12 protein-coding genes and 1 pseudogene are annotated in these 20,122 nt (G+C 67.3%); 3 read left to right on the forward strand and 10 right to left on the reverse strand.

Annotated features, from left to right (window positions below; all coding sequences use genetic code 11):
• Positions 1 to 103: 103 nt before the first annotated feature.
• Positions 104 to 541 (reverse strand): Imm1 family immunity protein, encoded by a 438-nt coding sequence (locus tag ACFV9O_RS32575; RefSeq protein WP_385424274.1) that lies wholly within the window; start codon positions 539 to 541, stop codon positions 104 to 106.
• The gene (locus ACFV9O_RS32580; protein WP_385424277.1) at positions 538 to 7,272 is read right to left on the reverse strand and encodes an RHS repeat-associated core domain-containing protein; all 6,735 of its coding nucleotides are present in this window, start codon (positions 7,270 to 7,272) and stop codon (positions 538 to 540) included. The genes ACFV9O_RS32575 and ACFV9O_RS32580 overlap by 4 nt, the downstream gene beginning before the upstream one ends.
• A 599-nt stretch (positions 7,273 to 7,871) precedes the next feature.
• Here ACFV9O_RS32580 and ACFV9O_RS32585 point away from each other — a divergent pair.
• Together ACFV9O_RS32585 and ACFV9O_RS32590 are read left to right on the forward strand one after the other, a co-directional pair.
• A complete protein-coding gene (locus ACFV9O_RS32585; protein WP_385424280.1) occupies positions 7,872 to 11,336 on the forward strand; it encodes a DNRLRE domain-containing protein in 3,465 nt (1,154 codons plus the stop codon).
• A 294-nt stretch (positions 11,337 to 11,630) separates the two neighbouring features.
• Positions 11,631 to 11,909: pseudogene (locus ACFV9O_RS32590) on the forward strand (IS21 family transposase); the annotation flags it as partial.
• Positions 11,910 to 12,593: 684 nt separating this feature from the next.
• Here the strand turns inward: ACFV9O_RS32590 and ACFV9O_RS32595 are convergent.
• The 7 genes from ACFV9O_RS32595 to ACFV9O_RS32625 all read right to left on the reverse strand — a co-directional run bounded on the left by ACFV9O_RS32595 (position 12,594) and on the right by ACFV9O_RS32625 (position 16,798).
• Entirely contained in the window at positions 12,594 to 13,679 is a 1,086-nt protein-coding gene (locus ACFV9O_RS32595) for a methyltransferase domain-containing protein (RefSeq protein ID WP_385424282.1), read from the reverse strand.
• Entirely contained in the window at positions 13,676 to 14,656 is a 981-nt protein-coding gene (gene tgmB / locus ACFV9O_RS32600) for an ATP-grasp ribosomal peptide maturase (protein WP_385424285.1), read from the reverse strand. The genes ACFV9O_RS32595 and tgmB overlap by 4 nt, the downstream gene beginning before the upstream one ends.
• Positions 14,653 to 14,874, reverse strand: a complete 222-nt coding sequence (locus ACFV9O_RS32605; protein ID WP_385424288.1) for a hypothetical protein — start codon at positions 14,872 to 14,874, stop codon at positions 14,653 to 14,655. The genes tgmB and ACFV9O_RS32605 overlap by 4 nt, the downstream gene beginning before the upstream one ends.
• Positions 14,875 to 14,994: 120 nt before the next feature.
• Positions 14,995 to 15,660, reverse strand: a complete 666-nt coding sequence (locus tag ACFV9O_RS32610) for a hypothetical protein (RefSeq protein WP_385424290.1) — start codon at positions 15,658 to 15,660, stop codon at positions 14,995 to 14,997.
• Positions 15,657 to 15,848, reverse strand: coding sequence for a DUF5999 family protein (locus ACFV9O_RS32615; RefSeq protein WP_385424293.1), 192 nt, complete (start codon positions 15,846 to 15,848; stop codon positions 15,657 to 15,659). Before ACFV9O_RS32615 ends, ACFV9O_RS32610 begins: the two co-directional genes overlap by 4 nt.
• A 123-nt stretch (positions 15,849 to 15,971) precedes the next feature.
• Positions 15,972 to 16,475 carry a hypothetical protein gene (locus ACFV9O_RS32620; protein ID WP_385424296.1) on the reverse strand — a complete coding sequence of 168 codons (504 nt, stop codon included), beginning with the start codon at positions 16,473 to 16,475 and terminating at the stop codon, positions 15,972 to 15,974.
• Positions 16,476 to 16,477: 2 nt separating this feature from the next.
• The gene (locus ACFV9O_RS32625; RefSeq protein WP_385424297.1) at positions 16,478 to 16,798 is read right to left on the reverse strand and encodes a hypothetical protein; all 321 of its coding nucleotides are present in this window, start codon (positions 16,796 to 16,798) and stop codon (positions 16,478 to 16,480) included.
• Between the two features lie 407 nt (positions 16,799 to 17,205).
• On the opposite strand from ACFV9O_RS32625, the gene ACFV9O_RS32630 reads away from it, so the two are divergent.
• Positions 17,206 to 18,531 (forward strand): DNA-binding protein, encoded by a 1,326-nt coding sequence (locus ACFV9O_RS32630; RefSeq protein ID WP_385424300.1) that lies wholly within the window; start codon positions 17,206 to 17,208, stop codon positions 18,529 to 18,531.
• On the opposite strand, the gene ACFV9O_RS32635 is transcribed toward ACFV9O_RS32630, so the two are convergent.
• Positions 18,532 to 19,545, reverse strand: a complete 1,014-nt coding sequence (locus ACFV9O_RS32635) for an NAD-dependent epimerase/dehydratase family protein (RefSeq protein WP_385424302.1) — start codon at positions 19,543 to 19,545, stop codon at positions 18,532 to 18,534. It lies immediately after the preceding gene.
• Positions 19,546 to 20,122: the final 577 nt, after the last annotated feature.

Here is a 20,122-nt window from a genome sequence, read left to right on the forward strand (position 1 = left end):
CTCACCGACAGACTTTCCACCCGCACCCAGATCCAGCTGGTTGCCCCGCGGCCGCACGGCTCGCCAGAATCGACGGTGCCCCGGCGGAATCAGAATTTAGCGATTACCAGATTTCTGGCTCCTGCCATTGGACACACGTTGGACGCCGCCCCCCGGAAAAAAGGAATTCCTTTGCGGCCTGACGCACCAGAGCAAGGGGGATTTCTGCGGTGGCGGGAAACTCGGTCGGATTCTCTGCGACAAAGTAGGTGACCTGCCCTCCATTACTCCCCGAAGAGCCGAGCGAGACGAAGTTCTTCTCGTCCATGAAGCTCAGAACCCCTACCTGTCGTTTCCCGTCGGCGCCAACCATGAACTCGTGATCTGGAAATCCTGACGGCAGAAGCTCACGCTCCGAACTGTGCAGAACAGCCAAGTTCTCGAACTCAGGGCCCGTAGCAAGAGCGTCGATCAGCGCGTCGACATCCTCAGGGGTTCGGACTACCGATGGTTCGTCTGCATGCTGTTCGCGATAGTACGCCTGAACCCTGTTGTGCGTCACTTTCCACCCATCCCTACGTGGCCATTTCCATAGGTCCACGAGCTGTAGCCACCTTGCCCGTTCGGCCAGTGTACTGTGAGTTGCCTGTTGCCCAGCATGGCATTAAGTACTTGATCACAACCCATTGGCTGCCTGCACGGCCCGGCAGGGTTGTTGATGACGACCTCGGCCTTTTTGATGCCGTCCCGAATCATGATCGCAGCGAATTTCTGTTCAGCATCGCTAGCACGGGCCGAAGTTGCCGTACCCCTTGTGATACCTACCTCTCTGAGTCTTTCGTTGGCGATTTTCAGCAGCTCTTTGTCGAGTACCTTGTTTCCGCTGTGGATGAGGTAGATCCGCCCGTCAGGAGCGACGCCTAGTCCGGAGGTTGGCCCACCCTTCTTGAAGGAAAGTGACCGAATCGATTCCTTCAAGGACTTCACCGCTTGCGCGAAGCTAAAGCCTGCGCCGGCCCGGCCCGCATTTCCTAGAAGACCACTCTTGCCCCCAGGACCCCAAGGGACGACACCCACTTTGAGCGGAAGGTACTCACACGTGCCATCCGCCTGGCACATGAGTTGCATCTCGGGTGGGCCGAAACCGAGAACCTCGTTCCAGATCCACTTGAGAGCCTGAAGTGCAGGGTCCTTGATAGCTGCATCTTTGTACGGACCGGGGAGTGGTTCCGGCCCCGGACTCGGGCTCGGAAGTGGACCATCACTGCCAGTAGTCGCCGTGGCGCCGGTCCCGCTTTCGTTCGCTGCTTGCTGATTGGCGGTTACCCTAGGTGTATCTGACGGCGTCTCGCCGGGTGTTGTGTTTTCGCATACGGCACAGGGGCGGGTGGGGCAGTCCAGTTCAGCGCACAATCCGGTGGGGTCGCTATTGCTGATGGGGCTGTTGCTGCTGTAGGCGTACCCGTTCATCTGGAGCGGGTCGGCTATGTCGATGACGGGGTCGGCGGACAGGAAGCGGCCGGCGGCCTGGTCGTATTCGCGGGCTCCGATGTGGGTCAGGCCTGTGGCGGCGTCGTCGATGCCGACGCCGAGGTAGCTGCGCTTGTTGGGCCAGGTGGAGGGCTTGGGACCGCGGGCCTCTCCATAGGGCTTGAAGGCGCGGCGGGTGACCATCTGGGTGCCGCCGAGTTCGACGGTGGTGTTGGCGGTGCCAAGGTGGTCGGAGATGAGGACGTTGAGTTTGTGGCCGGTGGTCGCGCCGTTGGTGGTAGTGCGGACGACGGTGGGGGCGCCGGCGTGGCCGTAGCCGCGGGAGGCTCTGGTGATCTTGCCGGTGGCGTCGGTGGTGAGTTCGGTTTCACCCAGGTAGAGGGTGGAGCCTGAGGGCGAGTTCTCCAGGATGCGGTTGCCCTCGGCGTCGTAGACGTAACTCGTCTTGACACCGTTGCTGGTGATCGTGTCGAGCTTGTTCTCCGCGGTCCAGTCGAGGTCCTGGTTGATGCCGGGGGGTGCGCGGGTTTCGGTGTTGCCGACTGCGTCGCTGGTGTAGGTGCTGCCCTGGCCGGAGGGGGTGGAGCTGATCGAGGACAGGGTGTGCGGCTGTGTGGTGGGCCCAGTGGTGCCGTAGCCGTATGTGAAGGTGACGTTCTTCGTGGCGTCGGCCGTGTTGTGCTCGATGAGGCTTGCCCGGTTGCCGAGCCAGTCGAAGGTGAAGGACTGGCGATAGGCGTTGGGGTTCGGGTTGGGGCTCGTGGAGACGGTAGCGACCGTGCCGGTGGCGGGTGCTGCTGCGTTGAGGGAGTCGGCCAGCGCCGTGTCGGGGCCGGTGGTGTCGCTGGCCGCATTGGGGGCATTGGCGACGGGGCCGCTGGAGGGCAGGCCGTCGGTGCGGTAGCCCCAGTTGGTGCCTCCGGACGAGCGGCAGCCGGTGCCGGAGGCGTCGGGGGTGATGTTGGACGTCCAGGCGTGGACCAGTTCACCAAGTGCGTCGTAGGTGTAGCACTGGTTGTCCCAGGTCGAGCCGGTGGAGTCGGTGAGTTTACGGGCGTTGGAGGTGATGGTGCCCGAGGTGTCGTACGAGTAGTAACTGTCAGCGATTCGGTGGGTGTTGGCGGTTTCGCGGTCGGTGACCGTGCGCTGGAGGCGGCCGGTGTGCTGGTCGACGAAGTTGGTCGTCCACACGCGGTAGGGCTGTGGGCCGCTGACTGTGCGCAGTACCTCGCCGTACGGGGAGTAGGTCACGTCGGAGGTGTACCAGTCGAGGCCGGAGGTGGACTCGGGCATGCCCTCGGCGTCGTAGCGGGTGATGACTTTCTCGGCGGCAAGGCCACCCTTGGCCGGGAGGCTGACGGACAGGGGCTTGCCGGTGGGGGTGTAGGTGTACAGGTTCCGGTAGGTGCCCGACAGGCCGGCGGTCATCGTGTTGGAGGGGATGACGGTTTCGCGGCCGGTGGCCCGGTAGTCGGTGTCGTAGCTGGTGATGCGGTTGATGTAGTCGCCGCCAGCGGTGTGCCGGATGGAGGCGACTGGCTGGCCGACCGCGCCGATGAGGGTGTCGTAGGTGAACTCCTTGACGGGAGGAGCGGTTGCAGAGCCTTCGCGGACAGCAGTGACGCGGTTCAGCTGGTCGTAGGTGGTGTAGGTGGTCTTGCCGCGCGCGTCGGTGGTGCTGATCTTGCGGTCGGCGTCGTCGTAGGTGAAGGAGGACTCGCCGGTGTCCGGGTCGGTGGACTTCTTCAGTCGGCCGCGGGTGTCGTAGGTGTAGGTCCAGCTGTTGCCGGCCGGGTCGGTGACCTTGGAGCGGTCACCGCGGGCGTCGTAGGAGTAGCTGGTGGTCCGCCACTCGCTGGTGCCGGCGGAGTAGTGCCGGATCGACGTGACCCGGCCCAAGGCGTCGGTGAAGGTCTTCGTGGACGGGGCGGTGGAGCCGGCGGGGTTGGTGAAGACGGACGTCTTGTCGTACGAGATGTACGAGGCGTACTGGTAGTCCTCGCCGTAGTAGACGGACGAGCGTGTGACACGCTCGAGGCCGTCGTAGCGAGTCTTGGTCTTAGTCGGGACCAGGGATTCGGACTTGCGGGCGAACAGCTTGGTGGTCGGGGAGCCCTTGACGAGGTAGCCGCCGGTCTTCTCCCGGAGCAGGCCGTGATCGTTGTACTTGGTGTCGACGATGACCCGGCCTGCGCCGTGGGCTTCTGACTGGGTCTGCACCTCACGCATCAGACCGTCGTAGATCGTCACCTGGTGGCTGTAGGTGTCGTCGTCTTTCAGGGTCTTGACGGTGATGGAGGCGGGGGTGGTGTCCTCGTCGGTTGCCAGTGCCGTCTGGTAGCTGATCTCGACGTCGGGGCTCTTGCCGCCGGAGGAGCGGGAGGGCGACCAGCCCTTGATCAGGCGGCCGAGCGCGTCGTATTCGCTGCGGGTGACGCGGCCGTTGGTGTCAGTGACCGTCAGCGGCAGTGCGCGGCCCGGGTCGTAGGTCGTGGTGGAGGTGTGGCCCTTGGGGTTGATGGTGGTGACAGATGTGACGGGTCCGCCGGTGTCGCCGGGGGTGTATACGGTTTCGCTGGTTCCGGTCTCCGGGGCGGTGACTTTCCGGACCCGGCCCAGGGGGTCGTAGGTCGTCGTGGTCACCACGGGGTGGGATGTGCCCGTGCCGTTGATCTCCGCTACGGAGGTCGGGAGGCCCTTGGTCGGGGGGACTCGCCAGGCCTGCCCGTCGTACGACGTCTGAACTGAGTTCAGGAGCTGGGTTGCTGGGTCTGCGGTCGCGTAGCCGGAACAGGGCGTTGCGGTGGAACGGGCTTCTTCGGGCTTGCCGATGATCCAGGCGGTGGTGTTGTGGACGTAGCTCGTCCGCATGCAGACCTGGTTGCTGAGGGTTTCGCCGCCGGTGCCGTTGGGCTTGACGACAGACATCTGCAGCTGGGTGGGCAGTCCGTAGGTGTCGTCGACGGTCGTCTCGGTCCGGACCGTCTGCCAGCTGTTGTCGAGGGTCTGGATGGCGTCGGTACGGGCGACCCAGGTGCGGTGGGCGAGGAGTGGGTCGAGGTCTGTGCCGTCTTCGGCCTCGCGGGCGCGGGAGGCGGTCTGCTTGGACTGGGGGAAGGTCAGGGCCCGCTTGAGCAGGTCGCCTTCGGTGTGTTCGTAGGTGATGACCTCGGCGGTCATGCCGGCGTACTGCTCGGCGTCGTCGGCGACCAGTTCCACCGCGCCTTGGGAGTCCTTGAGCGGGCCGCCGTTGCCCTGGAAGTAGCGGGTGACGCCGTAGGACTGTGAAGGGATCTCACCATTCTGGGAGGTGGTCTTGCTGCCCTTGGTGGTGGCGACCTGACGGTAGCCGCGCCACTTGCTGTAGGTGCGCAGGGAGGGACGGGTGAATTCGTCGTCGTTCTTGGACCAGGCCGGGGAGTCGTACGTGTAGGAGGTGACGATGGGCTTGCCGTGCGTGGTGACCTTGTCGGTTTCGGTGACCGAAGCGACAACGTACTTGTTGAACCATGCCTTGGCCGGCGTCTTTTCCGCCCCGTCCGGGGACCAGCGCACCGGATAGCAGGTGCCGTTGCTCTTGCCCTTGTCGGTGGCGGGTTCGGAGGGGCAGCCGCCGGTGTACTCGACCTCGATGTCGCCGCCGTTCTCGGTGGCCACTGTGCCGATGCGCGGACGGGTGAAGCCTGGGCGCTTGTCGCTGGAGCTTGAGGGAACGAGATTGGGGAGTTGACGGTCCTTCAGGCGTGCGTTCAGTGGAGAGGACGCGCCGACCGTGTATTTGGCGAAGCTGACGCCGTCCTTGGATTGGGGAGTGCCGGTGGTGTCGCCTGGGCCGAAGCCGGTGCGGGTGATCGAGTCCAGCCACAGGCCGGGCGAGGTGTCGTACCAGTCCTTGGGAAAGGACTGGTGGAGCGTGTATGTGTCTACCTTCTGGAGGGTGCTCGATCCCGCGCGCTGGGCGTAGGTGGTGACCGCGGACAGGCGCAGCCGGGTCCAGAAGGAGGGAAAGGCGGGGCAGAACTTGGAAGTGGCCTTGCAGTTGAGGTTGCCGGGGCTGTCCCACCAGGGGCGGTACGCGCCCGGGTCGTCGGTCTTGTCGAAGTTGGTGCCGTCGCAGACGGTGGCGGAGGTCAGGCATCGCTGAGCAGCGATCAGGTCGACCTTCGCGGACGGCTTGGTGAGGTCCGTGGACCGCATTCCGTACTCGATGCGGTCCGGGTAGGCGGCTCGGTCGTACGCCTCGGGCGTCGTGAACTTCTTCCGAACGGCGTAGTAGTTGGTGGACTGGTGCCAGTCGATCACCATCGCGTTGCCGTGGACGTCGACGACCTTGTCCATGCCCCAGCTCCACGCCTGCTGCTTGCCCGCCCCGCACCGGGAGTCCGCAAAGGTGCTGGTGTGGCACGGCTCGTCGGGGTGGTTGCCGAACACGGGCACGGTGGAGACCGAGTCGGTGGCGGCGTGGCCACCGCCTACTGCGTCCAGGCCGTAGTAGTACGTGGTGCCGTCCCGGGTGGTGACGACCCAGTACTCACCGTCGTTGTCGGCGTTGGTGGCGCCGGTCTTCAGCTCCACCCGGGTGCCGTCGTCGTTCTGCGGGCGGTAGACGTCGGTGTTGCCGACGCGGACCAGTTCGGTGGTCCGGCCGTTGAGCGACATCACGGCGTTGTACGACACCCAGCACAGGTCGGAAGTCTTGTCCTTCGCGGCGGTGTTGTTCGGGGTCCCGGCTTGGAGGGTCTCGGTGTCGTCCTTGCAGGGACGGTAGCGGCGCTCGATGTGGCCCGGGTCGTAGTCCCAACCCTCACCGATCCAGGATGCCTGCGGGGAAGAAACAGCTGTCTTGCCGTCCACCGTCTGCGAGTTGTACTCGAAGGCGACGTTGGGAGACGGCCCGGCAGGGGCCGGCGGGATGGCCAGCGGGTAGGACCAGGTAAAGGCGCCGGAGGAGCCACCGGCCGCCCACGAGCCGCTGGAGACCAGCGGGGTCGCCTTGAACGAGCCGCCCTTGCCGGCGCCCGAGTCGGTGAGACCGAGAACCGCCATGTCGCCACCGGCCACAGCAGCAACCTGCGTGCGGTAGCCGGCCTGTATGACGCCCGTACCGCCGGTCCGGGCCACAGAGGAAGCCGAGGCAGGTGTGATGGTGCCGTCTGCAGCGGTGTCAACGGTCGCGGTGACCGTCTCGGTGTCAGTGTCGTTGACAGTTTCGAGTTCCTCGTAGGTCTGGCACGCCTCGTCCTCCGGGGTGTCCCAGTAGCACTCGGGGAACTGAACGAAGCGCAGCCTGGAGGCCCAGTCGGCACCGTAGAGGTTTTTGAACTTTTCGTAGTCGAACTGCACCGTCACCGGCACGGAGCCTGTTGACGGCGCCTCCACGGCGAGCACCGCTCCGTCAATACCCAGCGTCTTGGGGTCCGTCCGGTCGGCGACGCTGACCTGCCAAGTCCCGGTCGGCTCGGCCTCGCCGGTCGCCTGGCCGAGGCTGACGGGCAGGTCTTCAACTGGGGAGGTGGCCGTCTGCACCGCATCGGTCGTGCTGACCGTGCGTGCGGAGGCGGGGGTCGTGGTCGAGCCGAAGGTGACGGTACCGGTGTCGGCGGGCGGCGCGGTGGTGGTGCCCTCCGGGGCCTGCTGCAGATCAGCGGGCGTCTCGGTCTTCAGACTCTCAAGGCTTGTGTTGACGGTCTCGCCCGGCACGGGCTGGTCCTGGTCGAGGGTTTCCAGGACCAGTTCCTCGCGCCCGTCCTTGGCCGGGTCCGGCGGGATTGCCAGGGCCTGCGTGGGCAGCAATGCCACCATCAGCGCGACACCTAGCGTCGGCACCAGGCCACGGCGGATACGACGTCGACGAAGGCGCACTACAGACGAACGAGACACGCCAGGATCCCCCGGACCACTCAGAGCGGTACCAGGGTTGGACCGCACAGGCTCATGCAAGACATGCGGATTGTGTGAGGCGCCTGTGAGGAAAATCCAGACGGTTCGCGATCATGTGGTGATCGTCACGTCACGTAGCCGCGCAGGGAGTGACGTCTCGTGATCAGCCCAGATCAACCCACCCTTGATGATCAAAAACGCAGCGGAGCCGACTACTGACTGATTACAGAATCCCCCATTCCGAATCACGCCAAAAGCACTCGCACAATGTCCAGATGATGACCCCTATGACCTTATTGGTGCCGCCTCTCTGCGTGCACGTCAGCCGCGGACACGTGCGCCCGAGCTGCTGCGACTGCTCACGCGCCAAGCCCTGAAGAGGACTCGGCAGGTGACGGCAGCCCCCACGTAGGTCATGATCTGGCTCGCTCGTCGCGTATGCCCAACCTGCGTGACCGGCATCGCATCTCCGGCCGGCGCTCCGCCGTGTTCCGGTGCCGAGGGGGAAAGGGACCTCGCCCATGTCGCAACGCCGATACCGCCTGCCCGGCCGGCGCACCATCGCCATAGCCTGTGCGGCCGCCATCGCCGCGACCGGGCTGACCTATGCCGGACTCGAGTACGCGGATTCCGGGTCAGAGGCCAATTCATCTGCCTCCTCGGCTACTTCCGAGGTGAGCGAGGCCGACGCCATCACCCGCGCGGCAAAGAGCGGCAAACGGGTGGAGGCCACCGCGCTGCGCACGCCCTACTCGACCACCTGGGCGCGCCCCGACGGCCGGATGTCCCGCGAGATCCACGTCTCGCCCATCCGCGCCAAGGTCGGCGGAGAATGGAAGCCGATCGACCGCTCGCTGCACCGCACCGGTCGGGGCTGGGAGCCGAAGGCCACCAACACCAGCCTGGTCTTCTCCCCCGGCACACGCGTCGGCAAGCAGGGCAAGGAGCGAGCATCGCGCACGACAGTGCGCCGCATCTCGCTGCTCAAGAGCACGGTGGCCGAGGCGGATCCGACCGCGAGCCCGCTGGTCACGCTGCACTCCGACGGGCACGACATCCAGCTCACCTGGCCCGGCCCGATCCCAGAGCCGATCATCGACACCAACCGGGCGCTGTACCCCGAGATCATCCCAGGCGCAGACCTGGTGCTCACCGCGGACGACGACGGTTTCGCCCAGCTGCTTGTGGTGAAGAACCCCGCCGCCGCGGCCGACCCCCGGGTCACCCAGCTCTCCTACGGCCTGACGTCGCCCACCCTCACCTTCCGGCTGGATCCGAGATCCGACATCGTCAGCGCCGAGGACTCCTACGGCGACGAAGTGGCACTCTCGCCCTCGCCGCTGATGTGGGACAGCGCCGGCGCTCCCGCCGTCACCGACGGCGAGGTCGGCGCCACCGCGCAACCCACCGCACCCGAAGTCCTGCCCTCCGAGACCGCGCCTGCTTCTGAGGCACCGTCGCCCTCGGCGAGCACCGATGACGCGTCCGAGTCCGACGAGCAGACCGACCCGTACGCCGAGGCGCTGCCCTCGGCGAGCGACGAGCCGGCCCCGTCGATCTCTGAGTCGCCGCTGCCCTCGGCACCGGCCGAGCCGACACCGGCCCCCTCGCAGTCCGGCTCGGCGGCCACCCTGTCGCTTCCTGGACTTGACGGGCCGTCTCCCGACTCCCACGGTGCGCTGGTCGACGCCGACCTGTCCGGCGCGAACTGGGTCCTCACCCCGGATGCCGATCTCCTGGCCGACCCGTCCACGGTCTTCCCGGTGTTCATCGACCCCTCGGTCAAGAAGCACACCCAGAACTGGACCACTGCCTACAACCGCCACCCCGACGCCACCTTCTACAACGGCAAGGGCTTCAACAAGAACGGCACCCACGAGGCGCGGGTCGGCTTCGAGTCCGACACCTGGGGCACCTCACGCTCGTTCTTCAACATCGACTTCGACAAGACCCTCCAGGGCGCCGTCATCTCCCGTGCCAAGCTGCGGGTCCTGGAAACCTACTCCTGGTCATGCGACGACCGCGCCATGAGCGTGCACCTCACCGGTGCGATCACCTCCAGGACCAACTGGAAGAACGCGCCCAAGCTCTACGACGGCAACAAGATCGCTACGAGGAGCTTCGCTCACGGCTACAAGTCCGGCTGCCGCGACGCCTACGAGACGTTCGATGTGAAGAAGGCCGCGCAGAAGGCCGCCGACAAGGGCCAGAGCAGCATCACCTTCGGCATGCGTGCGGTCAATGAGACGTCGCAGTACTCCTGGAAGAAGTTCATGGCCAACGGCGAGAACTCCCCCGTTCTCGAGCTGGTCTACAACCGACGTCCCGATGCGCCCACCTCTCTCGACCTGGGCCCGGACGCCAAGTGCACCACCACCGAGCCGTACGCCCGCATGGGCGCGGGTGAGATCACCTTCACCGCCTCGGCCAAGGACAAGGACAAGAACCTCGACTACATCGACTTCGACCTCTGGCCGCTCGGCAAGTTGTCCACCACAGGCGATCTGCTGAAGTCCACCGGCAAGGTGTCCGTCGGCGCAGACACCGAATCGGCCCGTCGCACGACGCCCGGTTTCTCCACCGACTCGCTCGTCAACGGCACGGTGTACTCCTGGCGCGCCAGGTCCATCGACGACGCGGGAGCAACCTCCAGCTACTCGCCCAAGAACACACCCTGCCGGTTCATTTTCGACACGGCAGCGCCCAAGCCGCCCAAGGTCGACTCCACCGACTTCCCCAACGCCGACGGTAAAGAGAACGGCTTCAGCTCCGATCCTGAAGACGCCATCTGGAGCACCAAGAAGTTCGGCACCCCAGGCTCCTTCACCGTGCGTGCCTTGAGCAGTGACGTCGTGCGCTACGAATACGGCTTCAACTCCGCCAGCTATCCCTTTTCCCTCGCCCGTACCGCCGGCACGTCGACCAGCGTCAGCGCGACAATCACCAATGCCAAGCCGCCCACCGCGGGCCCCAACGTGCTCTACGTGAGGACCGTCGACGGTGCAGGCAACGTCTCCGATCCGACCAAATACTTCTTCTACGTCACCCCGCGCGACCAGGCCGATGCCCCCGGAGATTTCACCGGCGACAAGCTCCCCGACCTGCTGACCGTCACCGAGAACGGCAACCTTCTCCTCTACCCCTCCCAGGCAACCAACGACCTCACGAGAGGCAGCGGCGACCTCGACTACTCCATGTCCGGCGCCTACCGCAACAACCCCAACAAGGACCCCAACGGCGACGACCTGCCCTCCTACATCGCCGCCCCCTCCGGCCACTTCGACGACGCACTGATCACCCACAACGGTGACATCTACGGAGGCGACGGCCTCCAGGACCTCGTCGCCCGCGTCGACGACAAACTGTGGGTCTACCCCAGCGACGGCTACGGCGGCGTCAACGTCGACAAACGGCGCGAGATCCTGCTGCCGGACGGCGCCCCCGCCCCCGCCACCCTCACCCAAATCGTCTCCGCCGGCGACGCCACCGGAGACGGCAAGACCGACTTCTTCGCCACCATCGACGACGAACTGTGGGTCTTCACCGGCTACCACGGCGCCACCATCGACCAGGCAACTCGCCTCGCCTCCTCGGGCTGGGAAATCCGCAACATCGTCACGGCCCAGGACATCTCCGGCGACGGCGTCACCGATCTCGTCTTCCGCAGCGACGGCACCTCCAAGCTGTACCTGCGCATCGGCATCGCAGCCGCAGGCGGCAGCGTCGACCTGAACTCGCTCGCGTACGCAGCCAACTCCGAGGGCGGAACCGACGTCGAATACGGCTCCGCCGGCTGGTCCAGCACCAGCATCCCTCTGCTGATCGGCACCCCGGACGCCAACGGGGACTCCATCCCGGACATCTGGACCGTCCGATCCGACGGCTCCCTGCGCTTCTACGCAGGCGGCAGAACCATACTTTCAGGATCCGGCACCGAAATCATCGGCCAGACCAGCTGGTGGAAAACCCGCCAGGCCATCGGCTGACACCGCACGCACAGGAACACGTGCCCTCCCAGGCGACCAGCCGACGGAGGCACGTGTTCCTGCGTCTCTGCTGCAGGCAGAACAGCCGGGTCGGCCAACGGTGTCGCTCTCGGCCGAAAGGGATCCGAGCCCGCCGATTGAGCGCAGGGGGCCGCAGCCGTGTGGCGAGCCGCCCTCGACGCCCGGCTTCCAGCCGCAGCGCTGCGTGGAGCCGGCCACTTCGCGTTCGCCGAGGCTCTCGACGAGGACACTTGGCTGGAGCTGACCGCACGCACCGCCGCCCGGCAGCCCGATATGGATCACCGGATGGAGGGGCTGTCGGCTCGCGCGGTGGCCCGTCAGCTGGGGATCTCCAGGAACACCGTGCTGCGGGCGCTGGCCTCGGACCGTCCGCCGCGGTATCGGCGGGCGCCGAAGGGCTCGGCGGTGGACGCGGTGGAGCCAGCCGTGCGGGAGCTGCTGAAACAGACCCCGACGATGCCCGTGACGGTGATCGCGGAGCGGATCGGCTGGGAGCGGGGGCTGACGATCCTGCGGGAGCGGGTGCGCGAGCTGCGGCCGGCTTATCTGCCGGTGGAGGCGCGCTGCCGGGACGGACGTCGACGTAGCCGCCTTCTTGTCGCTGCTGGTGGTGTCGGTGTCCTGGGGGCCGACGATCGCGCCGAGGACGACCATGAAGACGAAGAACCCGGCGACGGCAATGCCGGTGATAGCCCAGCCTGACAGCTTCTTCTTCGAGGGCTGCGGCTGGAACGATCCCGGCCCCCTGCGGTGTGGCCGTAGTGCTGATGCCCCCACTGGGGCTGCTGGGGCTGGTTGTGGCCGGGGCCGGGGAACTGCTGGGACATGAGGCGTGAGCTCCTGAGTGGTTCCAGAGCCATCGCGGTGGGGCACGCAGGCGGGACGGACGAGAAGTGGGACTTTCGAGGGGCGGGAATGGTTGCCGATATCCGGAAACCAGATGGGGGGCGTAAAGGCAGGGGGAACCGGGATGGAACGTGGTCGTTCGCTCCTTGTCGGGCCGTTGTGGATGTTCCGGCCCGGTTCCAGGGGGGATGGGGTGGAGGGCGCCGGTGGCACGCGGCCTACAGGATGCGCCCGGATCCGGTGCGCGCGTACAGCGCGCCGAGCTTGGTGTAGCTGGCGCCGGTGTGACCGGCGTTTCTGGCGGCGGTGGCCGCAAGGTGTCGACCGCGCGATATCAAATGCCGATGACTGCGGCCCCTATCGGAGCAGCAGCCATCGGGTCGCTGGATGTCACAGGGCGGTGGGAAGCGCCCAGCTGGGGCCGTCGGTGTCCCCGTAGGACACGGTCTGTCGGGTCGGGGTGACGGTCAGAACGAACTCGTCTCGAGCCGGTTCGCTGCCGAAGACCTTGTCCAGGTCCTCGACGGTGTCCCAGATCTGTTGCGGTCCGGTCTGCCGGACGGCTCCGGAGACGTGCGCGATGGCGGTCGAGCCGTCAGGGGTCCAGAGGCCCACTGCCTCGAGCTGCCCTCCTTCATCGCGCCAGGAGCACGAGCTGTAGCCGGGCAGGGCCAACGACGCCGCGAACTTCAGCCGTCCCAGCAGGGCCTCGGCCGGCACGCTGCTGTCGGTGGGCGACTGCTGATCTGCTGCCTCGAACTGCGGTGCCGCACCGTTGGTGCGCCGGGCCATGAAGTGCGCCGGCGTGGTCAGGAACCTGCCTGTGGCGTGGCCCGGTCCGGTGACGGTGGCACGCATGATGCCGTATCCGAGAGGGACGACGAGGACCGCGCCAGGGCTCGCCTGATGCAGGAGCGGCTGCGGAATCATGTGCAGGCCCACGGTGGAGATGATGCGGTCGTACGGCGCGCGGCGCGGGTAGCCCTGCGCACCGTCACCGACGGCCACTGTCGGGTTGAAGCCCGCGTGCTGCAGGTGCCGGACCGCGTCCTCGATGAGTCCGGGGTCGATGTCGACGCTGGTGACGTTGGCGTCGCCGAGCTGGTGGGCGAGCAGCCCGAGGTTGTAGCCGGTGCCGGTCCCCAGCTCGAACACCCGATGCCCCTCGGTGGCGTCCAGGGCCTCGAGCATGCTCAGCATGAGGGAGGGCTGGCTGGAGGAGCTGGTGGGGACGCCGCGGTCGTCGAGCTGCGTCGTCAGCGCTGCGTCGCTGTAGACCGTCTCGAGGTAGCCGGGCTCTCCCCAGGTCACCGACTGCCACGCCCCTTCGGCGTTCTGCCGGTAGAAGCGGGGCACGAACATGTGTCGGGGGACGGAGGCGAACGCGTCGCTCCATTCGCTCGGGCGCCCTGCGACGAGGGCGGCGGCCAGCTGCTGGCGTGCGGCAGCGGAGGCGCCGTTGTCGGGCCAGTTCATGCGGTAGCTCCTAACAGGTACTCGGCGTGTGCCGCAGCGATGGGCAGGCCCGTGCGGTTTTCGACCCATCCCCAGGTGCCGGCGGGATTGTTCTCGAAGAACACCCACCTTCCCGCGGGGGTCACGGCGAAGTCGAAGGCTCCGAACGCGATGCCGTAGTAGGCGAGGAACCGGCGCACCGCGGTCGCGACGTCGTCGGGGACGTGCACGGTGTCGTACTCGATGTGGTGGTAGTCGGTTCGCCAGTCGGTACCAGCGGCCTCGCTGGTCGTGATCAGTTTGCCGCCGAAGACCTGGTCACCGACGGCGATCAGGCGCACTTCGTACGCCTTGGGGATGTCCTCCTGGAAGTAGTGGGCGGTGGTGCGGATGCTGTCGTCGAAGTCGGTCGGGTCGACGCGGTGGGTGGCCACCATCAGGCGGCGCTCCCCGCCGACGTCGAGGCGGCCGCCGAGGATGGGTTTGCAGATCAGCGGACCGTCCACTTCCTTCGCGAAGCGTCGTGCTGCGTCTGGGCTGTTGGTGATGATGCTGCGGGGCACCGTCAGTCCGCAGCGGGTCGCGGCAACGAGCTGCTGCGGCTTGTGGGCGGCGAGGCGGTCGGCGTGCGGGTTGTTGATCCACGGCACGCCTGGAAGGGCGGCGAGCACGTTGAGGATCGCCGCGTCTGCCTGGTTCTGCGCCCATGTGGCGTAGGGCTCGGGGACGGTGCCGGCGATGAGGGGACGTGCGGGCCGCCTCCAGTAGACGGCCCGCACCTCCTCAAGCCGCGCCGTCCGGCGCCCGTCGTCAATGGTTCCTTCCCAGCCCGGATCCTGCGGCAGATGAGTGCCGGCGAGGGTGAGCTGCTGTGGGAAGTCGGCGACGTCGAACCGCATCACGGGCACGTCGCGCTGGTTGAGCTGGTCGACGACCATGTCGGCCGCCGCGTCGAGCTGCTCAGCGACGACGAGCACAGGGCGGGCGGCGGTGCTCATGATGCCGATGCGTAGTACGGGTCCTGGACGTCGTCGCCCTGGCCGTCCAGGTTCGTGTCGGTCGTCGAGGCGGCTTGCGGCATGGTGTGCCAGGGCGTGCCGTCGGCGGCCATGTTGATCTGGCGGTCCGCGTTCCACCGCACGCCCTCGATCGACGTGGTGACCAGGCACGGCGGAGCCGCGGCACGGGCGGCGAACGGGATGGTTGCTGTGGTCATTCTGCTTCTCCTGTTTCTGGATTGGTTGTGGTGCTTGCATTTGGTGCACCCAGCCCCGGCGGCACGGCGGCGGTCTTGCGGGAATTCGCGGGCCCCGCCCTGGACACCGGGGTCAGGGGATCAGGGGACGCCGCAGGCCTCGGATTCAGCCGCGGGCAGGAGGTGTCTGATGTCGGCCGCCGTGCAGTCGTGCAGGGCGACCCGCATCCGGGAGGCGACGATCCAGCGGATCTCGGGGGTGCCGTAGGCGACGTCGACGAGCGTGTCCCCCGGAATGCGGCGCAGAGTCCTGGAGTCGTAGAGGACGCCGGAGACACCCCAGGCAAGTGGCTGTTCCACCCAGACGGCGACGTGCCCGGCGCGTAAGAGAGGGCAGGATCGGGCGGCGATCGGCGCGCATGACTCGCATACCGGCGGCGCCGTGGTCGTCTCTCCTTCCGCCACCGGCCGGCCGACTTCCTTGAGCACGAACAGGTGCCGCCCCGTGCCTTCCTCGAGCACGGATACGCCGCATACCTGGCAAAGCAGATGCTGCATCGCGCGCCGTTGCCGGAGGGCATGCACGGTGTCGAATCGTGCGCGGCCCTTCCCTGGGGCGATTGCCTGCCGGACCCACAGAGCGCCCTCGGGGTCCCGGTCGTACTCCGTCTCGTCACGAAAGCCGAGTCCTGCGCCGCCCTTCCCGATCCGCCGCTCCACATTGGGGGCCGCAGTCTCTTCGGAGGTCCACGCGGTGATGTACGGCACGACGAGGCCGTTCTGCTTGTACTGCCGGGGGCGACTCATGCGGCGGCTCCGGTTGGTCGGTGCGGAGCGATGATCTCGCCGTCGGGCAGGAGTTCTCCGGTGTCGTCGAACAGCAGGACGCCGTTGCGCAACAGGCTCCAGCCCTGCTCGGGATGAGGTGCCACGAGGCGCGCGGCTTCCCGGTCGGCGGCGTCGGAGGTGGGGCACGGGGGCTGGTGTTGGCACACGGAGGGTTCCTTGGAAAGGGGGCCCTTCGTGCCAGTTCGGGGGTCGGCCGGCACGAAGGGGGCTTGTTGGGGAGCATGGCTGCGAACGGTGCGTGGAGCCCGTGCCTGCTGGCGGGTGGGAGGTCATCCGCCAGCAGGCATGGAGGTCTGCAGTGGTGGCCCGGTAGCCGCGACCGGGAGCGGGGCGAGGCTGCCCTGGCCGAGGAGACGCCGCAGTTGCAGAGGCGGGACCAGACGGTCACTTCGGCACTCGCGCAGCCAGTGGAGTCCAGGCGGCTTCCTGCGGCTGAGCCGCGGCAACGGAAGCACCCAGGGTGCGCCGAAGGCGACGCTGTACAGGTCCGGCTGCCATCCGGCGCTGGTGCCGGATGGCACGAGCCAGAACAGCAGGGATTGCTCAGGGTCCTCGATGACCGGGCCGCAGATTCCCAGCTGGATGTCATCCATGCGGGCGACGGCGGCACGGCCAAGGGTCCCAGACGCCGTGATGACGACGTCGAACAACCTGCCGCCGAGCGGTACAGACACCCATTCGTGTTGTGCCTCAATGCCGATGAGCGCACGGATGCGCTGGGCCAGACCCTGCATGTCGGTGGCAGGAGGCGTGGGGCGGAGGCGGGCACTCATACTCACACCGGCTCCGGCGCCAGGCGAGCGCGTACGGTCTTCCCGCCGCTCTTGACGAGGAACCAGGAGAGTTCGCCCCCGAGCAGGCCGACCCGCCACAGGTCGCGCCCGCGTTCGCCGGCGACGGCGCGGTCGAAGTCCTTGAACTCGGGGAGGGGGTCGGAGACGTCGCCCAGCAGTTCAGCTTTCTCAGTGATGGCGAGGCGAAGGCCGAGGCACCGACGATCGTGCAGCAGTCCGGGGCCCGCGTGCGCAACGGCGTTGGCCGTGAGGAAGCCCGCGATGGTGGCGGCGGCTTCGTCGTTGCCCGTCCACCGGAACATCGTGAGCCGCGTGCGTGTATGTAACCGAGCAAGCGTGCCGGCACCCGGCAGTGGTTCGAACGTCCGAGACCATTCGCGGACGACGACGGCAGCAGTGACGCAGGCGCTGCGCAACGTCGTGGGATCAACAGTTCTCGGATGCACGGTTCACTCCTGACATAGGAATGTGTTTGGGTCGACACTCTCAGCAGTAACGGGTGATCAGAGTCCACCGGCGGCCAGTAGCTTCGCCATCGCTTCACGGGGAGCTTCTGGACCGCTTCCGCGCGGCGAAAGTGGGCTCTGGGTAGCTTGTAAGTAGCTTTTACACAGGGCCAGTTGTCAGGCCGGCGGCGAGCGTAGTCCCCTCATTCGGCAGGGATTCGCCGGACTGGCAGACCGGGAACGAAGCTCGAGAACTGGGGGCCATGGTGGGCAACCCGAGGACGCTGCTGAAGGTCTTGATCGGCCAGCAGAAGATGACGTGGGCAACGTTCGAAGCAGAGTTCGTCAGGACTGCGGAGAAGGTTCTCGGGCCGAGGGCACGGAACCTCACCCTTGGGGAGTCGCAGTTTCGCCGCTGGACAAGCGGTCAGCTCAAGACACTGCCCACTCCTGACGCTTGCCGTGTACTCGAAGCGATATTCCACGTTCCGGCCGAACGTCTTTTCGCTCCCCCAAAGGAGTTGGCGGATCCCGATGTACCCGTGCTCGACCTGGAAGCCGAGATCGCAATGACCGCACAAGAAGCACAGGCAGACGCCAGCGGCGCCGCTGCCGCCTCCCTCTCCGACCTGACCGTGGACCAGCTGCGTGATGACGTTAACGAGCTGGCCCGTGCCTACAGCAGCAAGTCGCCTCAGACTGTGTGGCAGGAGACCAAAGCGCTGCGAGAGAAGGCAGAAGCCGGCCGTGACCACACCGCCGTGCCCGCTCAGCAGCAGGCGTTGCTCATCCTGGCCGGGCAGGCCTCTGCCCTCCTGTCGCAGGCCGCCTTCGACCTCGGTGCGCTCGACGGTGCGAAGCGCCTGGCACGCACCGCGGCTCTGTACGGCGAGACCGCCCGCTTCGAGCCGCTGCGGGCCTTCGCCGCAGGGAGCCTGGCCTACATCGCCTACTACTCCGGCCAGCAGTCCCAGGCCGCAGGGCTTGCCCGGCAGGCACTCACTTTCGCAGGGCTGGGCGACGTAGCCACCCGGCGCCTGCGGGCCATCGAGGCCCGCGCGTACGGGCACCTGGGCGACACGGCCAGCGCGCGGCGGGCAATGAGCGCAGCCGAGAACGTCGAGACTGGTGCCACCGATGAACTCCACGACGACGTGGGCGGAGAGTTCGGCTTCACCCGCGAGCGAGTGTCCATGTCGAACGCCTCCACAGCGCTGCTCCTCGGCGACGGTCCGGGCGCGGAAGCCTCGGCGCGCCGCGCCCTCGAGCTTGCGGCAAGCCGGCCGCCCAAGCAGCGCTCGACCACGGTTCTCGGAAAGGCGGCGGCCGATCTCGCGATGGCCAGGCTACTGTCGGACGACCTGGACGGTGCAGCCGACGCACTCGCGACCGTGCTCTCCGTGCCGGTCGACCACCGTGTGACGGGCCTGGTCAACCGCGCCGCCGGACTGCGTCGATACTTGGCGCGCCCTCACTTGCACGGCGCGGCTGTGGCGACGGAACTCGGCGAACAGCTGGAGGACTTCACCCGCGGTGCGCCCCAGCGGCAGCTCGGGACACCCTACGGACCGCTCGCGCTCGAAGCCTGATCACAGGGAGGCGATAATCTTCGCTTCCTTCTCCGGGGCGATCCCGTGTTCTGCCCATCGCGGGTGGTCCACGGGGCGCCCGTCGTTCTGCAGCCAGGTCCATGTGTCGCGGATCGTCTCGACCAGTGGCCGGCACCGAAGCCCCGCGGCGATCGCCCGGCCGGCGTCGACCGACCACACGCCCGCATGGATGCGCCACAACGGCAGCTCGGTCCACTGCCTCACGCCGTGCTCGATGAGCAGATCCGGGGCGACCCACTCCGGCCGTCCGGCTGCGCCCGTCACGCTCAGGCAGGCGGCCACGAATTCCTCGAATGTGAGGCCGTCGGGGTGGGCAACGTTGTAGCCGCCGCTGCTCGTCCCGGCGGCCTGGTCCAGGGCAAACGCTGCCACGTCGCGGACGTCGACCGGCTGGATTCGCCGGTCCGCGGGCGCTGGTGCAAGGATCTTCCCTCCCCGCGCTGCGCGGGTCAGCCACCACGGCAAGCGCCCGACGTACTCGCCCGGTCCCAGAATGACGCCGGGCCGGATGAACACCGCCCGGTCGCCGAACGCCTCAGAGACGGCGCGCTCTCCGCCGGCCTTCTGAAATCCGTACAGGGTGGGACTGCCGTCCTCGCCGGTGTAGCCGTACGTTTCGTCGGCGTCCGCCGGGCAGTCGAGAAGGATCGACGCATCGGACAGAGGTTGGTGGGGCCAGCCCGCATAGACGGACACAGTGGAAATGTGGACCCATCGGGCTGCGGCCTCACGGAGGCATGACGCGGTCAGGAGCACGTCTCTCGGCGGCAACTCGGAGCTCGAGGTGTCAATCACGGCGTCCCATGGCCCATACCCCGCGAGGCGCTCGACATCGTCAACGACGGTGCGGTCCCCCTGCACAGGTTTGACCCCGGGCACATCCGTGCCGGAGCGACCGCGGTTGAACGTCGTCACGTCCCAGCCTCGGGCGACAGCGCCCTTCGCAACGCACCTTCCCAGAAACCACGTGCCGCCCATCACCAGAAGCCTCATGGCGCCTGATCCTGCATGGTGATCGCCAGCAAGCCAAGGGGCGCAGGACACGGTATGGCCATCTCAAGCCGGTCGACGGCGTGAGGGCGAGCCCAACCCCCTCTACCGCATCGTCGCCCCAAAACCAGCGGCACCGGGCCCCGAGAATGGATGCCGCTACCGCAGCCGAGTGATGGCCACGGCCCCGGGGGGCGTGTCGCCGCATTGCCGGTGCCGCGGGCGCACTGCACCATCCTCGGTACGGGGAGCAGGGTGTGGCCACCGACACTGACGTCCCCAACGAGGGACCATCCCCGCAGGTGCGGGGAGCAGCCGCTGTCTCGGATCGCAGTTGTCCTGGTTCGGGGAGCTGCGGCCGCCGGGTGCGGGCACTGCTGGCCCGGCTGGACGCCCCTTCCGGCCCGTTCTCGGCGTACGGCACCGCCCTGCGCCACTCGCCGTGGCGGGCCTTGCCGGCGGCGACCATTGCGCAGTGCGGTTGATCGCGCTGGCCGAACGGCTGCGGGTGCTGCGCGACTACCAGCCGACGATGTCGGCGGACCGCGCCCGGAAGGCGGTCGCGGCCGCCGGAAACACT

Source organism: Streptomyces sp. NPDC059909 (assembly GCF_042730885.1).
In the GTDB taxonomy this organism is placed as follows: domain Bacteria; phylum Actinomycetota; class Actinomycetes; order Streptomycetales; family Streptomycetaceae; genus Streptomyces.